Origin of the sequence: Streptococcus sanguinis (assembly GCF_001078705.1) — a bacterium.
In the GTDB taxonomy this organism is placed as follows: domain Bacteria; phylum Bacillota; class Bacilli; order Lactobacillales; family Streptococcaceae; genus Streptococcus; species Streptococcus sanguinis_D.
Genome location: NZ_CDMW01000001.1, coordinates 2144998 through 2165088 on the forward strand (window position 1 = coordinate 2144998; position 20091 = coordinate 2165088).

The following is a 20091-nucleotide window of genomic DNA, read 5'->3' on the forward strand; positions in this document are numbered from 1 at the left end:
GCACCATAGCCCTAATAATCCAGGTATTATTTCACATCAACTGCAACCGTTTCAAATAAATCGTTTAATTGCTTTTCAGCATCTTTTGCTGCAGCCATAGGGTCTTTCCCATTTGTGATAATATCTTGGAACATCTGTTCAATAATGTGTTGGTTTGTCAACATACCAGCCTCAACACTTGGGCCATTTTCATAACCAATAGCAGTACCTTTTTGAACAGCCTCGTTGATTACTTGTTCAGCATGTTGGAATTTTTGACGTGTTTCATTTTCCTTATAAGCTGGTAAATCAGAAATACCGCTAATCGTTGGCAACATACCAACTGGTGTGGAATCTAAGAAACCAACATAGTTGTCTTGTTCATACAGATATTCTAAAAATGCTTTTGCAACTTCTGGATGTTTAGAATTTTTCCATACAACCATTGGAACATTTGAAGTTTCAATCCCTTGATCTTTATCGGATGATTTGACCTTCGGAATAGGATAAGCATCAATTGATTCTAATAATTGTGGACTGTTCGCTTCAACCCCTCCAATGTGGAAACCTGAGTTAAAATCAAAGGCTGTCTTACCTTGGTAGAATAGGGTAGCTTGTTGTAATACATTATAATTGAGTGAATCTTTAGGAGAAACATCCTTGTACATTTTCACCCAGTATTTGATTCCTTCTTGAGCCAAATCACTAGTTAAATCAACCTTCTTATCCTTTGTTAATAGGCTTCCTCCTGCACTACGAACATAGAAATTCAGGAAACGAGTAGCCATAAAGTCATTCGTACCAAGCGGAACTGACATACCATAAACTCCATCAGCTGTTAATTTCTTAGATGCTTCATAAAGTTCATCCCAAGTTTTAGGTACTTCAATATTGTGTTGTTTTAATAAATCTGTTCGTACCCACATCACTTGCGCATGGGAATAAAGAGGAGCAGAATAGTAATCACTTCCAATTTTTGCTTCATTCAGAGCTGTTTTATTGAAACGATCTTTTCCAATTTTGTCAATTGTATCATTCAATGGAACAATAGCATCTGAGTTAATCATTTCCATTACTTGGTTCGGCAAAGCTGTACTGACATCAGGTACGTTTCCGTTAGCAAGGCCTGTTGTCCATTTGGTGTAAAAGTCATTCCAAGAAAAAGTTTCAATTTTAATCTTAACTTTTGGATGCTTCTTCATAAATTCATCTGCAGATTTCTGGATACTTTCTAAACGAGGTCCCTGTGTAAATGAGTGCCACATAACGATTTCCCCAGATAATTCACCTGAATCATTTCCTTTACTATTTTCCCCACTTGGAGAACAACCACTGATTATCAGTGCGACAAGTCCTGTTAGAAGAACGAATAAAAATTTCTTTAGATTTTTCATAGTTTACCTCTTTCTATTTAAGAAATAGCTACTTTAAATACTACTTTTTTTAAGGGTAGATCATTTACACGAACTTTTGGCTGATGCAAATCCTCAGGGAATGTTATTAAACATTCTCCAGATTTCAAGTGAATAAGCTGCTCCACTTTTCCTTCATATAATTCAATATCCTTTTCGCTATTATAAGGTTGACTAACTGTTGTGCTTTTAACAGAAGAAACTGCCATATCTTCTGTATTTTCTAACACCAGATGGATATCAAGATATTTCCTATGAGTTTCAAAGAAATCTCCTGGTTGACCATCTGCTACATAACTAAAACAATTGCCAAATAATTTATCACCTTCAATATCTATCTTCCCTTCTGGAAGACTTCCCAAATCAACTGTTTTTAAAAAATTTATTAATCTTTCAAAATATGGATTTACTCCTACATAAGTTGATAGATTATTAATTTCCGTTACAATCATAATTAAAATTTCCTTATAAAATTTTATTTAATACGTGAACCGTTCTCTAATTCAAAGAAGTGTGCTTTTGCAATATTGAATACCAAGTTTATTTTCTGTCCTGCTTCATGGTAATTATGAGCAGCAACACGTGCAGAAAATTCCTGAACTCCTACTTTACAATAAAGGATAGAATCGCTTCCTAAAAGTTCAGAAACTATAATCTCTGCTTCAACAACAGAATCTGGGAAAGCATCAGCAGCTATCAACTCAGCCGAGATATCCTCTGGTCGAATGCCCAATATCACTTTCTTTCCTTGATAGCCTTTTTCTTCTAGGATTTTACGCTGACCGTCTGGAAGTCCAACAGCAAAGCCTTGTCCATCTGTAAGCTGATTGCCCTCTAAGTTCACTTCAAAGAAATTCATAGCTGGACTGCCGATAAAACCTGCCACAAATTTATTAGCTGGTTCGTTATAAAGTTCCTGAGGCGTACCGATTTGCTCGATTCGGCCGATAGTACCTGTTCCTGCTTCGTTCTTAGTAGCTGACATGATAACGATGCGGTCAGCCAAGGTCATGGCCTCGGTCTGGTCGTGGGTTACATAGATAGTCGTCGCTCCGATACGGCGGTGAATTTTTGCAATTTCTGCCCGCATGGACACGCGCAGTTTGGCATCCAAGTTAGACAAGGGCTCATCCATAAGGAATACTTTGGCATCACGGACAATCGCCCGCCCCATAGCTACCCGCTGGCGCTGACCACCAGACAGGTCGGCTGGTTTACGATCCAGAAGCTCTTTCAGCCCAAGGATTTCCGCCGCTTCCTGGACTCTTTTGTCAATATCAGCCTTGTCATACTTGCGAAGCTTGAGCCCGAATGCCATATTGTCATAAACAGTCATGTGAGGATAAAGGGCATAATTTTGGAAAACCATGGCGATATCCCGATCTTTAGGAGCAATGTCATTGACAAGGTTTTGATCAATATAGAGCTCCCCTTCTGTGATATCCTCAAGGCCTGCAATCATCCGCAAGGTTGTTGATTTTCCGCAACCGGAAGGTCCTACAAAAACGATAAACTCCTTATCCTTAATATTCAAATCAAAATTTTCAACAGAGTAAAAATCACTATTAGGATATTTTTTATATAGTTTATTTAGTGTTAAGGTTGTCATTCATCTACCTCACTTATTTTAATCCTGCAACAAAGCGTTCTGTAATTTCTTTAGGGCGAGTAATGGCTCCGCCGACAACGATGCCTCTTACACCCAAATCATGTATTTGCTTGGCTTGACTTGGATAATGAATCTTTCCTTCAGCGATGACATCAAAGCCTGCTTGACACAAGCGGCGGATGAGCTCAATGTCCGGTCCGTCAACCTTGGGACTGTAAGAAGTGTAGCCCGACAAGGTAGTGCCGACAAAGTCTACACCAGCTTCTACAGCAGCAGCAGCTTCCTCATAGGTACTGATATCTGCCATCAATAGCTGATGAGGATATTTGGCCTTGACCTGCTTGATGAAATCCGCAATTGTCAGGCCATCATGGCGTTCCCGCTTGGTACAGTCCAGAGCAATGACTTCAATATCCAGAGCAGCCAACTCATCCACTTCCCGCATGGTAGCCGTGATAAAAGGCTCTTGTGGCGGATAGTCGCGTTTGATAATTCCGATGATGGGCAGAGAAGTTACTTCCTTGATCTCCCGAATATCACGAACACTATTAGCGCGAATACCGACAGCACCGCCCTGCTCAGCAGCCTTGACCAAGAGAGGAATGACTCCTCCAGCTTCAGTATAAAGCGGCTCCTGGGGCAAGGCTTGACAAGAAACAATGATGCCGTCTTTAATCTTGGCTATCAAGTCATCTTTTAAAATCTGTGACATGAATATACAATCTCCTTTCGTAAGACATCGGTCTGATCAGATAGTCTAACAACTACCTAGGACCTCAGGCGGAGCAGGGAAGCAGGCCGCAAACAAATATTTTTACTTCCTTACCCTAGACTCCATTTTTTAACTCGAGTATTTCATAATGTTATTATAAATAATTTTTAAAGCGCTTTCAATATTGTTTGAAATTTAGATTTTAGTTTCCGAATTTTCCAGAAAAATAGAAATTTCTGAAAGTACTTTCAGAAATCCGTTTTGTAGAAAAGTCAATGAAAGAGCAAGCGAACTTCTAAAAAAGATTCTCATTTCTATACTCCCTCAGGCAAGTAAAAAGGGCTAGGCAAAAGCCTAGCCCCAAAGGGGGGACGAATATTATCTCTCGGATTTAAAGTCCGAAACGAGACAAGGACTTTTTATTTTGGTTCCGCAGAGCCAGTTAAAGACAGTATCGCTGACACGGACATTCATAGCCTCATGCCCATACTCAGGCAGGAGATGATACTCTTTTTCTCCAGCCAAGCTGTTATAGATGGCAAACTGCGTGATAGGATAGCAAACATCATCCTCTAGGCCAATAATCATCTGCACTGGACAGCTAATACGATGGGCCAGATTTTTCACGTCAATATAAGCAAGTGTCCGCAACAACTGCTCTTCTGTCTCATGAAAAGGATCATGGAATTTGAAATAACGAAAGAGCTCATCATAGGCTTCACTGGTATTGCCAATCTCCAAAACCCGTCTAAAGTCAGCAAGGAAGGGATAGATGGCTACAGTCTGCTTAATCCGAGAATTTAAAGCAGCTGCCACTAGGGCCAAGGCTCCGCCCTGTGAACCGCCAAAACTAGACAAACGGTTTTCATCCACGAAGTCCAAACCAGCCACTAGCTCGACCAAGGTGTAAACATCCAGATAGACATCCTTGAAAAAAAGCTGATCCGGTCCATCTAGAGCCCCGCGGATAATATGTCCTTTAACAGTATTACCGCGGACTTCTCTATTACCATCCAGTGAATAGCCTGACTGACCACGAACATCCATCGACACCACACCCCAGCCCGCTGCCGTATAGGCCAGCATATCAGACCAATCCCAGCCCTGCCCCATATAACCATGGAAATGAAACAATACCGGAACTTTTTCTGATAACTTAGGCACAACTAGCTTAGCATAGATTTGTCCACCGTTTCCAGACTTGAAGGTTAGCTCATAGCAAATCGCATATGCAATTTGAAAATCTTTTTCCAGCAACTGGTAGTCCTGAGGCACTTCCACCACTGCCACTTGTTTATTCCAAAAGGTATCAAAATCGTCGGGCATTTCATCTCTTCCGCGATAATCTAACATTTCTTTAAGTAAAGTAGGGTTTTTCATGTCTTATCCTCCCAACGATTCTTGAAACCTCTTTCATCATACCATAGAAAGAGGAAGTTTTCAATAGGTTAATATATAGATTTTCTGTTTTTTTTTGAAATTTTACCGATTCGCTGCCTAAGAACCTATATGAAGAAGGAGCAGTAAATAGAACAAACTAAATCCTATGTTTAAGCCTGCTCCGTTAAGGTAAGGGCGTCCGATTCTCAGCTTTTCTACCAGTAAGATAGTCAACAGACTGAGAGGTAAAGGAGTCAGCAGCCCCAGATAAATAGGCAATATTGTCTGACCGGTAACTATTAGCAGTGAGTAAACGAGCCAGCCTAGACCGGTCAGGGCGATAGCTGTCCGCCAGGTTATATCTAGAAAGAGCACTGCTTCATTGATAAGCCCGCTGTCTTCGTCTGAGCAGACCTGTCCGTTACTTCGTTTATAAGCCTTTTTGCTGATGATTCCAACGTAGTAAAAGGCCACGTGTGCCACCGGCGACAGGGCAAATCCAATTCCTAACAAGGCTATTGACAGATAAGCCCACAAGCCCTTATTTGTCAAACCAAAGAGAGCATAAAGCGAGACTAACATAAGAGGGATTGAGAAGTTAGCCACCAGAGCGCCCAGACGCAGCCGACCGACAGAGCCAGAAAGCATCAGCATAGCCAGATTCTTATTGCCAATCCGACTCTGCTCCGTAAAAGAGACATAACTTTCCTTGTCTACCTCAAAGCCAACCAGCAGAATATCCCCCAATAACCAGCAAAGACCACTCAACAGCCCAGCCCATAAAGATAAAAAAATCACATTACTCTCCTTTTTTCCATTGTCCCCTTATCTTAGCACAAAAGCTCACTCAATCACAAGTAGTCAGAAGGTTTACGTCTTTTTACCCCAGCAAGCTCCTTTCGTTAAGACACATAGCGCTCATGTCGCTCCGCTCCTCAGCAACCATGTCTCTAAGCTCGGCTTCGACCAGCAATCTTGCCTTGCTAAGTGTTACTTCAAGGTATACAGCTTTTGTCCCAAGGGACAAAACTGCATCCACTGCTCTATGACTCAACTTTGTCCTGCGGCCACGTTTCGTTAAGAGGCCTAGCGCTCACGTCACTCCACTCCTCAGCATCAATGTCTCTAAGCTCAGCTTCGACCAGAGGTCTTGTCTGGCTAAGAGACCTAGAAAAATCCCCTGCCAAAGGGTAGGGGATGACCGACAAACTGTCTTATTTTTAATTGAGGAAGCTGCTCGCTTATTTGCGGCGTCCTGGGCGTTCCTTGTAGCCATAGTAAGCGTCTTCGATGATTTCCTGCATGTGGTCAACCATTGGAAGGCGTGGGTTGGCTGGAGAACATTGGTCTTCGTAAGCAAGGAAGGCCAATTCGCGTGAATGTTCTTTCCATTCTTTTTCGTCAATACCTTGAGCCTTGAAGTTCATTTCGATACCGACACGTTCTCCCAGTTCATAAACAGCTTTTGCGTAAGATTCCACACCTTCTTCTGGAGTAGAAGCTGGCAAGCCAAGCATGCGAGCGATGTCTTGGTATTTCTCATCCGCACGGTAGTAGTTGTACTTAGGCCATGTCGCCGTCTTAGCTGGACGTGTACCGTTGTAGCGGATTACGTATGGCAACAAGATCGCATTGGTACGACCGTGGATTGTGTGGAACTGAGCACCAATCTTATGGGCCATAGAGTGGGAAATTCCCAAGAAGGCATTGGCAAAGGCCATACCAGCGATAGTAGAGGCATTATGCATCTTTTCGCGAGAGTGGAAGTCAGCATTCTTAACAGAGCTTTCCAGATTTTCAAAGACGAGTTTGATCGCTTGGAGAGCCAAACCATCTGTAAAGTCGCTGGCCATCTGAGATACATAAGCTTCTGTTGCGTGCGTCAGAACGTCCATACCAGTGTCTGCTGCGACAAATCCTGGAACAGTCAGTACCAGAGCTGGGTCTACGATGGCTACAGTTGGAGTCAGAGAGTAGTCAGCGATTGGGTACTTACGGTTGTTAGCCTTATCAGAGATGACGGCAAACGGTGTTACTTCTGAACCTGTACCAGATGTTGTAGGGATTGCGATAAACTTAGTCTTCTTACCAAGCAATGGGAATTTGAAGGCACGTTTACGGATATCCATGAATTTTTGCACAAGGTCACGGAAGTCCACTTCTGGTTGCTCATAGAAGAGCCACATTACTTTAGCTGCGTCCATTGGTGAACCACCACCAAGCGCGATGATTGTATCAGGTTTGAAGGTACGCATAATCTCTGTACCACGTTCAACGGTTGTGATATCTGGATCTGGCTCTACGTCTGCAAAGATTTGGTAAACAACCTTATTACGACGAAGATCGAGTTGTTCGATGATACGATCTAGGAAACCAAGCTCTACCATAGCATGGTCTGTAACGATCATGACACGTTCCACATCACGACATTTTTGCAGGTATTGGATAGAGTCACGCTCGAAGTAAGTTTTTGAAGGGAGTTTCATCCATTGCATATTATTTCTACGTCTTCCTACTTTTTTGATGTTCAAGAGATTCACAGCACTAACGTTATCACCAACTGAGTTGCGACCATAAGAACCACAGCCCAGAGTCAGTGATGGCAGGAAGGCATTATAAACATCTCCGATACCGCCGAAAGTAGAAGGTGAATTGCAAATAACACGGATGGCACGAACAGCCTTACCAAATTCCTTAGTCAACTCTTCGTCCGCTGTATGGATAGCAGCTGAGTGACCAAGACCATGGAATTCTACCATTTGACGGGCTTTTTCAACACCGTCTTCACGGGATTCAGACTTGAGAACAGCAATGACAGGTGACAGTTTTTCTCGTGTCAATGGTTCTTTTTCACCAACTTCTTTACACTCTGCAGCCAAGATATTCGTATCTTCTGGCACACTGAAGCCTGCCTGCTCTGCAATCCAAGTAGCTGGCTTACCAACGATATCCGGATTGAGCTTAGCACCGGCACAGTTTTTGCTATTAGCCTTAGCACCGAAGCAGAATTCTTCCAACAGAGCTTTTTCTTTCTTATTTACAAAGTAAGTATGATAAGATTTGAACTCTTCTACAAATTCATCATAAACTTCCTTGTCAATGATAACCGCTTGCTCAGAGGCACAGACCATACCATTGTCAAAGGACTTAGACATAACGATATCGTGCGCTGCTTGACGGATATTAGCGGATTTTTCCACATAAGCTGGTACGTTTCCGGCACCAACCCCCAGAGCTGGCTTACCACATGAGTAAGCTGCCTTCACCATTGCGTTACCACCTGTCGCAAGGATAGTCGCAATCCCTTCGTGGTTCATAAGTGCAGAAGTTGCTTCCATTGATGGTTGAGTAATCCATTGCACACAGTTTTCAGGCGCACCTGCTGCAATCGCAGCATCACGAACGATTTGCGCTGCATGGGCAGATGATTCTTGAGCAGATGGGTGGAAAGCAAAGATGATCGGATTACGTGTTTTTAAGGAAATCAAAGATTTGAAAATCGCTGTTGAAGTCGGGTTGGTTGTTGGAGTAATTCCACAGACAACACCCACTGGCTCCGCAATCAAGGTCAATCCAGTCACATCATCTTCTTCAATAACGCCGACAGTTTTCGTATGGCGCATATTATTCACAACGTGCTCACAGGCGAAAAGGTTTTTCGTTGCCTTGTCTTCAAAAACTCCACGGCCCGTTTCTTCATAAGCGTGCAGGGCCAACTCACCATGGGCATCCAAAGCTGCTACAGAGGCCTTGGCTACGATGTAGTCCACCTGTTCCTGATTCAGCTTTCTCATTTCCTCTAGTGCAGCCAGACCTTTTTGCACCAATTCATCGACATGCTTTTGCGCTGCCAAAGCCTTGTCTTCTTGTTCTACCGTTTTCTTCTTTTCAGCCATTCTATTCCTCCAATGGTTTTGCCTTAGGTTAGACGAAGAACACTAACCTTTGTTAATTATTTCACAATACAATTATAACTTATTTAATACCTTTTGTAAACACTTTCACTTAACATTCACAAACTTTTTTCTATTACTTTGTGAATTATATAACAAATCCGCTTATTTTACAGTCTATTCTTTTAGTTATTGTGAAAAAATTTTTTACATTTTAAAAATTTCACATACTTTTGTTTTCACATAATATATGAAAACGCTTTCTTGTTTTAGATATAAAAAGCTCGGATGGACCGAGCTGATTATTTATGGTTTCACATTACCTGAATTGGCTTCATCTATGGCTTGCTTAATGGTATTGGCATAGAGAATTCCTCCCTCAATGATGGATTCTGAGTTCGAGCCAAAGTGGACATAGTCTGTCCCTTCCCAAATCTGTGGGTTATCAATAGCGGTCTGATGCCAGTCAGCCACAAAGACATAGTCGTACTTCTTGGCTAATTCCAGCTCATACTCCCGCTGCTGGGCTAAAACACCACCCTCTGAGCGACCGTCATAAGGAGTCACGAGAATCAGCTGATGGCCCTTAGGAAGGCTGGAAACATACTCATCCAAAAGTTCATTCGAGTAACCGGACGAATTGGTTCCAAGAGCCAGGACAACCTGCTTCTTCAGCACCCTATTAGCAATATCTGTCTTATAGACCTCCAAGCCTGTGCTCAGACTGCGGCTAACAACAGTGTCTAGCTCGATTCCTGGCAAGATCTGCTGCAATTGATCGCTTGAGCGCAGGGCAACGGAGTCACCAATCATGGTAATCCCGTCCGCCACATTGTACTCAGTCGCCTTGGACTGATCAACCTGACTGCGAGTTGTCTGCATCTTAGTGTCTGCTTGATTCAGAGCGTTGACAATCAAACTTTCCTCAAAAGCTCCTACCTTTGGTGCTGTCACCGAGATAAAGAACATAATCAAAGTCAGCGGAATCATACTGTAAAAAATTAGTGTGGTGAGAGATGACAGATCCATCTTGGTTCCCATGATAACTGGCTGACGTCCAGCAAGAGTTGGCTCCAAGATATAGAAAGACAAGGCTGCAAAAGTAAGGGACAGCAACGTAGTCAAGAGAACAGCCAAGCCATTACTCATCAGCTGGGTAAAGATAATATAGAATGGCCAGTGGAAGAGATAAACACCATAGCTGGTATCTGCGATAAAGTTGATAACTTTAGGCTCCTTCACATCAGGAAGCTTATCATGCAACATCCTAGCTGCCAAAATCATCAGACAGGCCAAGGTAGTCGAAGTCAAGAACCCTACTAGATAAGTCCAAAGATTGTCAAACTTGAGCAGGAAGCTGAGCAAAAGCAAAATAGCTGCGCTGCCCCCCATAATTCCTAGCACTTGCTTGAGAGCCAGCTTTTCTTCCAGCATCTTAAAGCGACTGCTGACATGCCCAATACCAGACAAGGTTGCCAGGATGCTTCCTGCAAAGAAAGGAAAGACATGGGTCAAACTTGAGAAATAAATATCAGAGTAATTCTTAGTGGTCAAAGCGCCAGCAAACATTGATACAAAGCTGACCAAAAAGAGACCTGCAGAGACTAGCGCAATCATACCGCGATAGCGAGCCGTTGACTTGGCAACCTTGCCCAGGCCCCAAGCAGCCAGTCCCCAAAGAACATAATAGTGCACTTCTAAAGCCAGACTCCAAGTATGAATCAGGATGTGCGGCACAAACTGACTCTCATAATTGCCGCCAGATAGCATTTCATAAAAATTGGTCACAAAGCCCAAAGCAGCCGCAATCTGCGTCCCAATTCCAGCCACAAAATCCTTACGAATCAAGAGGGTAAAGGGCATAACGACCAAAATCATAAAGACCAGAGGCGGTACAATCCGATAAAAACGCCGTTTGAAAAAGCCTTGGATATCGATTTCTTTCTTCTTGGCAAACTCGTCAATAAGCAGAGCGGTAATCAAGAAGCCCGAAAAGGTAAAGAAGATATCCACGCCAATAAAACCGCCAGGGAAAACGCTCTGGAAGTAATGATAAAGCAGAACTAGAAGCAGACCCGTGATTCTGACGAGCGAAAACCATTTAATGCGCATTTTGATAAATTCCTTGTTTAAACGTTCCTTCATAAACGACATTGCCTTCTGTCGTTAGCTTTCCTTGTCCATCGGCCTGACCCTTGCTGAAGTCCCCTTCATATTTCCAGCCAGCCTCCGAGGTAAAGGTTCCTTTGCCGTCAAAGATGCCATTGCGAAATTGACCGCTATAACTATCCCCATTTTGAAAAGTCATAGTCCCCTGACCGTTCATCTTCCCGCGAACCAAGGTTCCGTCATACTTGATCTTGCCCTGATCCAGCGTTAAAACGCCCTTACCAGGAATCCCCGAGGTAAAGACCAGAATAGCTGACAGCACAATGACCGTTACAGCCAAGAGTTCTAAATTCTGCCGGGTCAGATAGACCTTGTATTTATCGTAAAATTCTTTTACTTTATCCATATTCCTATCCATCCAAACGCTCTAGCCACTTCTTGCAGCCAGCCAAGACCAAATCATAGGTTTGGTCAAAATCTCCTGTGTACCAAGGATCCGGCACACTTTCTTCTTCAAACTGATAAATTTTATGCTGAAAATCCTTAGGCGTCAGCCGCTTCAAATCTCGGACATTGCTTTCATCCATACCAATGATATAGTCAAAATCCGCAAAATCTGCTGCCGAAATCTGCTGAGAAGTCTTGTTCCTATCATAAGAAATGGCATATTTCTTAAAAATAGCCTGTGTTCCCCGATGAATGGGATTGCCGTGCTCCCAGCTTGAGGTTGCCCGGCTCTCGATTTTCAGTTGGTCTGTTAAACTCTTCATGACGAATTCTGCCATCGGACTGCGGCAGATATTGCCCAAACATACAAATACAATTTTCTTCATACAATACCTCGCTATCTATTATAACAAAATAATGGCAAAAACTAGCCCTGAATCGTTTACAGTTTCCTGATTCTCGTTGAAAACGGGCAAGCCCTGCCCCTCTCATGTCTGAAAATAGCAAAAAACCACCGTTTGGTGGCTTTTTGTAGGGAGATTATTTTTTAAAAAGAAAAAAGTTTTAGGAGTTAAGTTAATTTCTTAACTTGGTTATAGTATAATATCCATTCCTTAAAGCTTCCTTAAAATAGCTTAAACATTTTACTCTTATCTTGTACTTATTTATTGGGATAGTGAAATTCCAGCTGCGGCCAGCGCTTTTGCCAGTTCTTCTTAGCCAAGCGCTCAGCATAGACACGCTGGCGCTCCTTATTTTCAAGAAAATGAGGAGTCGGTCTAACCTGAAAGTTTAAGATATCCTCCAAACCATAGGGAGCAAAAAGTTCCAATTTGTCATTTGCCAGCAAGCGCAAGCCGATAGCCGTGCAGCGCTCAGGATACTTACTCATGGCTTCACAAGCATTTTTATAGGGCGCCGTTCCAGGACTATGGCGGTGCATATAGGCTTGATTTCTCAGTTCCCATCGATACTGTGGCCAGTCTGCCTTGAGCTTGGCTTCCAGCTCTATCGTCTCTGCCTCAGCATAAGTCGGATCAAAGAAAATGACATCTACATCTGTATCTGAGTCAAAACCTGGCCGCTCTGACAATAGATTCCAGATAAAATTCCTCACACAACCAGCCGCTAACCAAGAATCCTTGAGCTCCAGACTGCGAATAATTTCCAAAATCGCTCGGATGTCTGAATCTTGACCTAGTCGGTCTAAAATCTCCTTTTCTGTCATCATTCCTTCATATACTCATATCCTAAATGCTCATAGGCTTTTCGGGTAGCCACGCGCCCAGTCCGAGTTCGCATGACAAAGCCTTTCTGAATCAGGTAAGGCTCATACATATCCTCCACTGTTTCGCGCTCCTCAGCAATATTGACCGAGAGGGTTCCAAGCCCCACTGGACCGCCATCGTAGACCTCAATCATGGTCTTCAAAATCTTCTGGTCCACGTAGTCCAGCCCTTCCTGGTCCACATCCAGCATGGAGAGAGCTTGGTCGGTTATCTTATCATCAATCAGGCCATTGCCCATAATCTGCGCGTAGTCCCGGACCCGCTTGAGCAAACGATTGGCAATCCGCGGTGTGCCTCGGCTACGCAGAGCAAGCTCCTTCGCAGCCTCGTGGGTAATATCCATCTCAAAAATCTCTGCCGTCCGCTCAACGATTTCCGTCAAGTCGCCAGCTTCATAATACTCCATGTGACCGGTAATCCCAAAGCGAGCCCGCAGAGGATTGGACAGCATGCCTGCCCGAGTGGTCGCCCCAATCAGAGTGAAAGGCGGCAAATCCAGATGGACACTGCGACTGGTCTCGCCTGAGCCAATCATAATGTCGATGTAAAAGTCTTCCATAGCGCTGTACAGCACTTCCTCTACTGCCATTGGCAAGCGGTGAATCTCATCTATGAAGAGGACATCCCCCGGCTCAAGGTCATTTAAGATTGCAACTAAATCACCGGACTTTTCAATCACCGGACCTGAAGTTTGCTTGAGATTAACGCCTAGTTCATTGGCAATGACAAAGGCCATGGTCGTCTTCCCCAGACCTGGAGGACCAAAAAGCAGGGTATGATCCAGCGCCTCATCCCTCAGCTTAGCCGCTTCAATAAAAATCTTCAGCTGGTTCTTGACCTTATCCTGACCGATATACTCCTGTAAATACTGGGGTCGCAAGGTGCGCTCCACTAATTCCTCATCACCCATTAATTCATTATCTAAAATTCTACTCATAGAACTATTATAGCAGAAAATAAGGCTTAGGAAGCAAATCTTATCCACGTCTGAACACAAAAAAAGACCACCGGATTGGGTGGCCTTTATGGGAGATTATTATGAAAAAGTTTAGGATTTCTATCAAATAAAGTTAGGAGGTCTTCATTTGATACTCATAGTATACTGCCCCTAACTTAAAGAAACCTTAACTTTGTATAACGTATCCTTTAAAATTTAACATTTGAGTTACAATCCGATAAACTTCCTGTCTTATTCTAAAATTTGAGCAAAAAAAGACCACCGGATTGGGTGGCCTTTATGGGAGATTATTATGAAAAAGTTTAGGATTATCAAACAAAGTTAGGGGGCTTCATTTGATAAAAATAAGTATAGCAGCCTTACCTTAAGAAAAACTTAAAGTAAAATTCAGTTAGCAAAAAAGATTTTGCTTTTGATTGTGGAGGCTTTTTCCTTGCTTAAGATTGGCTAATTATGAAAACATAGTCTCTGAAAACTGGACAAAGAAAAACGGCAGAAGGAGGTACTGCCGTTTTTTGTGCTCTTTCGCGATTGTTTCTTTATAAAGTTGCTGTTACGTCAGCAAAATACACTGTCCTGCTGGTGAAAATCTGGCCGGCCTTGAGAATGACATCTGACTGCTGGCTACTGTGAATGGCATCCGGCAGGGCCTGGGCTTCCAGAGCCAAGCCATTATGCTGAATCATAGGCTGGCCATCAAACTGAACGGAATCATCCAGGCAATTCGCTGAATAAATCACTAGGCAGGGCGCCTGAGTCTCAATAGTCAGACGGCGGCCCGATGCTGGATGATAGAGCGTGCCAGCCTGCTCATGCTTAGGATTTAGCTTAAAAGGATGATCCAAGCCAGATACCAGCTGGATTTGCTCATCAGGCGCATCGAAAATTTCTTTAAGGGCAGCACCCTTGGTCAGCTTCTTAACAAAGTCGCGCTCTGCATCAGCCTTTTTTTCAGGAAGGCCGTCAGCTGCGATAGGATAGACACCATCAGTATTGAGCTGAAGGATATGGTCATCAATGGACTGATTGAAACGACCAGACAGGTTGAAATAGCTATGATTGGTCGGATTGACCAAGGTATCCTGATCTGTCTGGACCTGATAGGAGATTTCCAGCTTGCCCTTCTCTGTCAGGGTATAGGAAACCCAGATTTTCAGATTGCCAGGAAAGCCGCCAGTCCCATCAGTTCGCTCTGTATAAAAGGTGAGTCCGTCATTGCTGACTTCCTCTACTTCAAAAACGCTACTATCCCAGCCACTGGATCCACTATGGTTGCAGTTTAAGCCATTATTGGCCTCTAGCTGAAAGGTCTGACCATTCAGATCAAACGTTGCTCCGGCAATACGCCCAGCAACCGGACCAATACTGGCTCCGTGCTTAGGACTGTTTCCAATATAATCCTCAAACTGATCAAAGCCAACAACGATATTGTCAAAGTGATTATCCTTATCAGGAGTGACATACTGGATGACGGTTGCTCCGTAGTTCATGACTGTTAGACGATAACCTCGATCGTTTTCAAAGGTATAAGCCAGAATCTCCTGACCGCCCAGCTTTCCAAAAATGGATTCTCGGTAAGATTTCATACAAAACCTCTTTTATCTATCTTGTTAAAAATCACGAACTTGCCAAGTCCTGTCTTCAAAAGGCAGGTCAAGCTTGTCCACCCAAGACACAGCTGTTTGGCGCAAGACTTGATTAAGATCCTCGATATTCTGACGGCCTGTCTCGTCCAGCCACTCTTGAGCTGCTGCAGCTCCCTCTTGGGCAAAGACATAAACTGCATCCTTCCAGGTAGCCCGTCCGCACAGAACACCGTTAAACTGTGAGCCCGCTTCATGGGCTAGCCGCAGCGTTTCTTGGAAAAGCTCGGCACTGACACCAGCGCTGAGGAAGATGAAAGGCAAGTGCGTCGCATCTGACTGTTCTTTAAAGAAAGCTCGGGCTTCCGTCACGCTGTAGACTGGCTCAACTCCTTCTTTGGTGAAGCCCTCGACAAAGTTCATATTGACCGGCACTTCAACCTTTAGGACATCTACATGATAACGGGGATTTGAAAAGAGCTTGACTGCCTCGTTGACCTTATGCGGCTTAAGCTTGGCATAGTTAGCGTCCAAGACACTGTCACTCTTAGCATCATAGGTCAGAATCTCCAGAAAATAGGGAATATCCTCAGCTAAGCATTCACTGCCCACGCGCTCAACCCAAGCCTGCTTGATGTCGTTGATTTCCGGTTTGTCGTCTACATCATAGTAAATCAAGACCTTGACGGCATCTGCGCCCATGTCTCGGATGCGACTAGCTGACCAGTTAGGCAGCAAGTCCGGCAGGCGGCCCTCCGCTGTCGCATCATAGCCAGTCTTTTCATAGGCTACTATCAGCCCGCAGGAAGCATCCCGCAGCTCGGCTGCTGGCAGACCGAACTCCGGATCCAACAGGATGGAGCTGGCATAGGACGTCAGCTGACTGGAGATTAATTCTTTAAACTGAACCAGAGCTTGATCACCAGAAGGCGCATCTTCTCCGCTGGCCAGCATTTTCTTGAGCGAACCACGCTGGTCAATAGCCAAAGCCCCGATAATCCCCTGTTCATCTGATAGTTTTTTCAAATGGCTCACTTTTTTGTGGCTGATTTGTAATTTCTCCATAACTTTTCCTTTTCTTACTCCCCAAAAGGGTGAATGATAACTCCTTGTACTACACGATTGACTGTTCCTGTCGGAGACGGTGTGTCTGGACGGTTCTTGACCTTGAGCGAGGTCAGGAGGGCAAAGAGCTGAGCGTAAACGATGTAAGGGAAGATGCGATAACTATCTCCCAGAGGCTCTTGGGTACTTAGCACTACTTGCTTGACTCCTTCCAACTGCTCCTCCCGGTCAGTCAGCAAGACCAGTCTACGGACAATCCCGTCACCAGCCACTTCCCGCACCAAGTCCAAATCATAAGCCTTGGTATAGGCATCTGCCGAACCAAAGACCAGAACGACTGTGTCTTGGTTAATCAGTGACTTTGGTCCATGCCGGAAACCGACTGGACTTTCGTACATGGTCGCAATTTGACCGGCTGTCAGCTCTAAAATCTTAAGCTGGGCTTCATGCGCCAGACCAAAGAAAGGCCCTGCCCCCAGATAAATGACCCGACTGAAATCCAAATCAACCAGCTGCTGCACATCTGCAACGCGTCCTAAAACATCCTGACTGAGCTGAATCAGAGCCGTAACCTTGGCTTCTTTCTGAGCTAGATCAGCCCGGTCAAAGACCAAAAGGGCTGTCAGCATCATGGAGCTGAAGCTAGAGGTCATGGCAAAGCCAGCATCATTAGAAGCTTCTGGCTGCAGGAGCAAAAGATTCTTTTCATCATCTTGGGCCTGCTGAGCCAGCTTGCCCTGGGCAGCACAGGTAATAGTAATCTGATACAAGTCATCCACCAACTGCTTAGCCAAGTCCACAGTCGCTACACTTTCTGGGGAATTTCCGCTGCGGGCAAAGGAAACCAGCACTGTCGGTACTTCTCTCTTCAGATGCACCAAGGGATTGGCAACGATATCTGTCGTCGCGATAGCGTTGAAATTCCATTTGCGCTCATCATAAATCTGCCTGAAATAAGGCGTTAAGGTATCTCCGACATAGGCTGATGAGCCGGCTCCGGCAAAAATGACCTTGATGTAGTCATGTTTGTCCTCGATTTTTTTCAGAAAAGCAGCGATATCTGCGGCCAGAGCCTTATAACTGTCAAAGGCTTCCTGCCAAACGTCAGGCTGCTGATAGATTTCTCTCGTCGTGATGTCAGCCCCCAGACGCTGCAATTCTTCCTGTGAATAATCTAACATTCTCTTTCTCATTCCTTTCCATTATTTGAAAAAAGGGGGAGCGAGACAGAATCCAGAAAATCAAAGATTTTCGGCTCGCTGTCCCACCCCCCGCAACGATGGCTAGACTTGAAATATGCTTTTAACAAGCTTTTTCAAACCAGACAGCGACTGCATTTTGCAATGCTGAACCATCCATTTATCTAAGCTAAGAGGCATCTCCCAAATTCCTCTTAGACCAGTATGCTTGAATCATCCACTGTGGCTTGTCCTTACTTATCAGCAGTCTCCCATCTGCTGACAGCGTAAGGACTTGGCCCAACTAGAAGTAGTTGTTCAAGCTTTTATTCATCTTCGTCATCCATTAGGCCAGCTAGAACATCATTGACCTTAACAATATTCTCTGCTGCCTTGGATGGATAGCTGACTTCTGCTCCTGTCAAAGATGCATTGATAAACTCAATGACCATGGGCAGATTAACCCCCGCATAAAGCTCGATATCCTGTCCCTCCATAATGAAGCGGCTGACTACATTACAAGGAGTGCCCCCCAAGAGATCCGCAAAAACCAAGTAATCCTCAAAATCTTTGACCGTCTCTAAGAATTTAGCCGCGAAGTCTTCTGGACCTTCCTCCGGAAGCAGGGCTACTGCATGGATGTCTTCTTGAGGGCCCATAATCATTTCCGTAGTTATTTTCAGCTCTTCACAAAAGCGACCATGACTGACTAAAACTAATTTCTTACTCATAAATCACTCCATTATTCCATTCCCAAAACGAAATGACCAAATGCAGCAAGAGAAATCGCCAAGACAATGATAATCAAAATTGCTTTTGTAGAGTTCATACCTTTCTTACCAAGAAGCCAGAAAATGAATCCTGTAAAGATAGCTGGAATCAAACGTGGGAAGATAAGGTTGAGCATATCTTGAAAATCAATAGCTTTTTCACCGATCTTCAGCACCCATGAAACTTCAAAGTTAATCATAGTCGCTACAAGAGCTCCAACCATGAAGATACCCAGTACAGAAGCCGCTTCAACAAGAGCTGTCAAAGTGCTTTGCATGTTGGTAATGAGATTGACCCCTTCTTTGTAGGCGAATTCTAACTGTTTCCAACGGAAAATGTCATAAGCAACTGCTACGGCAATCCAAAGCAAGATACCAATAGGGTTTCCTGCAATGGCAAGAGTTGCGGCGATAGAACCCATGATAGCCGGCACTAGAGATCCAAAGATAGAGTCTCCAAGAGGAGCAAATGGTCCCATAAGACCTGTCTTGATACCATTGACAGCATCTTTTGATTTAACGCCGTCTTTTTCTTCCATAGCTAGGTCAAACCCTGCAATAATAGTATGGAAGAAAGGTGAAGTATTGAAGAATTGCGTATGCAATTTCATCATTTCTTGCAATTCTGGAGTGCCGTCACCGTACATTTTACGCAGCTGAGGCAGGAGCATATAGAGGTAACCAGAACCTTGCATCCGCTCGTAGTTCCAGCCTAATTGGAAAGTGAACAAGCTGCGTTTGTTGATCTGTTTAAAATCTTCTTTTGTTAATTTGTAATTAGAGTTCGTCATCTTCGATTTCCTCACTTTCTGAGTTTGTGCTAGCAGCTGGCGCAGCAGCTACTGTTCTTTGGCTGTATTTGAAATGCTGTACTGCAAGGAAGATACCAAAGATAGCTACACCAATCATAGACAAGCCTTTGAAGTTATTGGCAAATGTGATCGCAGCATCTTTTGGAAGAGTTCCAACAACGCCAGATACAGCTTCACCAAGTGACTGAATGTTTGAGTAAAGCACAGTCAGCATAGCAGTCAAACCAAAACCAAGAGCTAAGTAGTGAAGATTACGTTTAACTGGAAGGTAACGAAGTAAGATAGCAAACCCGAGTCCTGGAAGCATACGACCAGCCAGTGTCAAGCCATCTGCCAACCATTTCACATTGTTTACTGCATTAACAATAGTTTGTACAAAGTCACCACCCAATGCCAAAGCAAGGAAAACTGGAAGTGCACGAGAAAGTGCCCAAGGAAGTGCACCTAAGAGATAGTTGCGTTCAATACCTTTATAATCGAAGCGTTCAACTGCTGCATCCACACGGTGTGCGAAGTAAGTGGTTGTCATACGTCCAAGGATATCTGTATAAACCAGCAAGGCAGCTACGGGTACCGCAATGGTAGAAATTGCGATTTCTGACTTAATGCCTTGTGCTACTGAAAAGGCTGTTGCAAGAACGGCACCTGATGTTGCATCAATACGAGAAGCTCCACCAAATGTTCCTACACCAAGAACGAACAATTGCAGGCTACCACCGATAAACAAACCGGTTGTCAAATCGCCCATAATCAAGCCAGTAATGAAACCAGCAAATACAGGTGATCCTGCTGAAGAAACGATGGTCAACTCATCACAAATTTGATAAGCTGAGTACAAAGTGAGTAGTAAAATTTGCCACCATTGTATCATAACAATGTCCTCCTAAAATTTTGT

General features: G+C 43.9%; 19 protein-coding genes. All 19 read right to left on the minus strand.

Annotated elements, in window-relative coordinates:
* Window positions 1-26 precede the first annotated feature (26 nt).
* Window positions 27-1373 carry an ABC transporter substrate-binding protein gene (locus SSV_RS10845; RefSeq protein WP_072074778.1) on the minus strand — a complete coding sequence of 449 codons (1347 nt, stop codon included), beginning with the start codon at window positions 1371-1373 and terminating at the stop codon, window positions 27-29.
* Window positions 1374-1390: 17 nt separating this feature from the next.
* Window positions 1391-1843 (minus strand): YhcH/YjgK/YiaL family protein, encoded by a 453-nt coding sequence (locus tag SSV_RS10850; RefSeq protein WP_072074779.1) that lies wholly within the window; start codon window positions 1841-1843, stop codon window positions 1391-1393.
* 23 nt (window positions 1844-1866) lie between these two features.
* Window positions 1867-3000: an ABC transporter ATP-binding protein gene (locus tag SSV_RS10855; protein ID WP_072074780.1), complete on the minus strand. Its 1134-nt coding sequence runs from the start codon at window positions 2998-3000 to the stop codon at window positions 1867-1869.
* Between the two features lie 13 nt (window positions 3001-3013).
* Entirely contained in the window at window positions 3014-3712 is a 699-nt protein-coding gene (locus SSV_RS10860; protein WP_048773683.1) for an N-acetylmannosamine-6-phosphate 2-epimerase, read from the minus strand.
* Between the two features lie 378 nt (window positions 3713-4090).
* Entirely contained in the window at window positions 4091-5092 is a 1002-nt protein-coding gene (locus tag SSV_RS10865; RefSeq protein ID WP_072074781.1) for an acetylxylan esterase, read from the minus strand.
* Window positions 5093-5209: 117 nt separating this feature from the next.
* On the minus strand, window positions 5210-5890 hold the full coding sequence (locus SSV_RS10870; RefSeq protein WP_072074782.1) for a DUF6796 family protein: 681 nt from the start codon (window positions 5888-5890) through the stop codon (window positions 5210-5212).
* An 82-nt stretch (window positions 5891-5972) separates the two neighbouring features.
* Entirely contained in the window at window positions 5973-6131 is a 159-nt protein-coding gene (locus SSV_RS10875; RefSeq protein ID WP_072074783.1) for a shikimate dehydrogenase, read from the minus strand.
* 202 nt (window positions 6132-6333) lie between these two features.
* The gene (adhE, locus tag SSV_RS10880; protein ID WP_072074784.1) at window positions 6334-8988 is read right to left on the minus strand and encodes a bifunctional acetaldehyde-CoA/alcohol dehydrogenase; all 2655 of its coding nucleotides are present in this window, start codon (window positions 8986-8988) and stop codon (window positions 6334-6336) included.
* Between the two features lie 303 nt (window positions 8989-9291).
* Window positions 9292-11097 (minus strand): acyltransferase family protein, encoded by a 1806-nt coding sequence (locus SSV_RS10885; RefSeq protein ID WP_072074785.1) that lies wholly within the window; start codon window positions 11095-11097, stop codon window positions 9292-9294.
* A complete protein-coding gene (locus tag SSV_RS10890; protein WP_176693611.1) occupies window positions 11087-11512 on the minus strand; it encodes an MORN repeat-containing protein in 426 nt (141 codons plus the stop codon). Before SSV_RS10890 ends, SSV_RS10885 begins: the two co-directional genes overlap by 11 nt.
* Window positions 11505-11927 (minus strand): low molecular weight protein-tyrosine-phosphatase, encoded by a 423-nt coding sequence (locus tag SSV_RS10895; RefSeq protein ID WP_072074787.1) that lies wholly within the window; start codon window positions 11925-11927, stop codon window positions 11505-11507. The genes SSV_RS10890 and SSV_RS10895 overlap by 8 nt, the downstream gene beginning before the upstream one ends.
* A 275-nt stretch (window positions 11928-12202) precedes the next feature.
* Window positions 12203-12772: a nucleotidyltransferase family protein gene (locus tag SSV_RS10900; protein ID WP_072074788.1), complete on the minus strand. Its 570-nt coding sequence runs from the start codon at window positions 12770-12772 to the stop codon at window positions 12203-12205.
* The gene (gene ruvB, locus SSV_RS10905; RefSeq protein WP_072074789.1) at window positions 12769-13767 is read right to left on the minus strand and encodes a Holliday junction branch migration DNA helicase RuvB; all 999 of its coding nucleotides are present in this window, start codon (window positions 13765-13767) and stop codon (window positions 12769-12771) included. The genes SSV_RS10900 and ruvB overlap by 4 nt, the downstream gene beginning before the upstream one ends.
* Before the next feature lie 560 nt (window positions 13768-14327).
* Window positions 14328-15374 (minus strand): aldose epimerase family protein, encoded by a 1047-nt coding sequence (locus SSV_RS10910; protein ID WP_072074790.1) that lies wholly within the window; start codon window positions 15372-15374, stop codon window positions 14328-14330.
* Between the two features lie 24 nt (window positions 15375-15398).
* Window positions 15399-16436: a tagatose-bisphosphate aldolase gene (lacD, locus tag SSV_RS10915; protein ID WP_072074791.1), complete on the minus strand. Its 1038-nt coding sequence runs from the start codon at window positions 16434-16436 to the stop codon at window positions 15399-15401.
* Between the two features lie 14 nt (window positions 16437-16450).
* On the minus strand, window positions 16451-17629 hold the full coding sequence (locus tag SSV_RS10920; protein WP_072074792.1) for an SIS domain-containing protein: 1179 nt from the start codon (window positions 17627-17629) through the stop codon (window positions 16451-16453).
* A 311-nt stretch (window positions 17630-17940) separates the two neighbouring features.
* Window positions 17941-18345: a PTS sugar transporter subunit IIA gene (locus tag SSV_RS10925; protein WP_072074793.1), complete on the minus strand. Its 405-nt coding sequence runs from the start codon at window positions 18343-18345 to the stop codon at window positions 17941-17943.
* 11 nt (window positions 18346-18356) lie between these two features.
* A complete protein-coding gene (locus SSV_RS10930; RefSeq protein ID WP_072074794.1) occupies window positions 18357-19175 on the minus strand; it encodes a PTS system mannose/fructose/sorbose family transporter subunit IID in 819 nt (272 codons plus the stop codon).
* Complete coding sequence (locus SSV_RS10935) at window positions 19162-20067, minus strand: PTS mannose/fructose/sorbose/N-acetylgalactosamine transporter subunit IIC (RefSeq protein ID WP_072074795.1); 906 nt, start codon at window positions 20065-20067, stop codon at window positions 19162-19164. The genes SSV_RS10930 and SSV_RS10935 overlap by 14 nt, the downstream gene beginning before the upstream one ends.
* Between the last annotated feature and the right edge of the window lie 24 nt (window positions 20068-20091).

What these genes read in the sequence shown, in the direction of transcription:
- lacD (WP_072074791.1), bottom strand. Translation starts at nt 16,436, where the DNA reads ATGGAGAAATTACAAATCAGCCACAAAAAAGTGAGCCATTTGAAAAAA.
- SSV_RS10900 (WP_072074788.1), bottom strand. Translation starts at nt 12,772, where the DNA reads ATGATGACAGAAAAGGAGATTTTAGACCGACTAGGTCAAGATTCAGAC.
- SSV_RS10865 (WP_072074781.1), bottom strand. Translation starts at nt 5,092, where the DNA reads ATGAAAAACCCTACTTTACTTAAAGAAATGTTAGATTATCGCGGAAGA.
- SSV_RS10845 (WP_072074778.1), bottom strand. Translation starts at nt 1,373, where the DNA reads ATGAAAAATCTAAAGAAATTTTTATTCGTTCTTCTAACAGGACTTGTC.
- SSV_RS10910 (WP_072074790.1), bottom strand. Translation starts at nt 15,374, where the DNA reads ATGAAATCTTACCGAGAATCCATTTTTGGAAAGCTGGGCGGTCAGGAG.
- SSV_RS10855 (WP_072074780.1), bottom strand. Translation starts at nt 3,000, where the DNA reads ATGACAACCTTAACACTAAATAAACTATATAAAAAATATCCTAATAGT.
- SSV_RS10920 (WP_072074792.1), bottom strand. Translation starts at nt 17,629, where the DNA reads ATGAGAAAGAGAATGTTAGATTATTCACAGGAAGAATTGCAGCGTCTG.
- SSV_RS10850 (WP_072074779.1), bottom strand. Translation starts at nt 1,843, where the DNA reads ATGATTGTAACGGAAATTAATAATCTATCAACTTATGTAGGAGTAAAT.
- SSV_RS10930 (WP_072074794.1), bottom strand. Translation starts at nt 19,175, where the DNA reads ATGACGAACTCTAATTACAAATTAACAAAAGAAGATTTTAAACAGATC.
- SSV_RS10935 (WP_072074795.1), bottom strand. Translation starts at nt 20,067, where the DNA reads ATGATACAATGGTGGCAAATTTTACTACTCACTTTGTACTCAGCTTAT.
- SSV_RS10895 (WP_072074787.1), bottom strand. Translation starts at nt 11,927, where the DNA reads ATGAAGAAAATTGTATTTGTATGTTTGGGCAATATCTGCCGCAGTCCG.
- SSV_RS10885 (WP_072074785.1), bottom strand. Translation starts at nt 11,097, where the DNA reads ATGCGCATTAAATGGTTTTCGCTCGTCAGAATCACGGGTCTGCTTCTA.
- SSV_RS10860 (WP_048773683.1), bottom strand. Translation starts at nt 3,712, where the DNA reads ATGTCACAGATTTTAAAAGATGACTTGATAGCCAAGATTAAAGACGGC.
- ruvB (WP_072074789.1), bottom strand. Translation starts at nt 13,767, where the DNA reads ATGAGTAGAATTTTAGATAATGAATTAATGGGTGATGAGGAATTAGTG.
- SSV_RS10925 (WP_072074793.1), bottom strand. Translation starts at nt 18,345, where the DNA reads ATGAGTAAGAAATTAGTTTTAGTCAGTCATGGTCGCTTTTGTGAAGAG.
- SSV_RS10890 (WP_176693611.1), bottom strand. Translation starts at nt 11,512, where the DNA reads ATGGATAGGAATATGGATAAAGTAAAAGAATTTTACGATAAATACAAG.
- adhE (WP_072074784.1), bottom strand. Translation starts at nt 8,988, where the DNA reads ATGGCTGAAAAGAAGAAAACGGTAGAACAAGAAGACAAGGCTTTGGCA.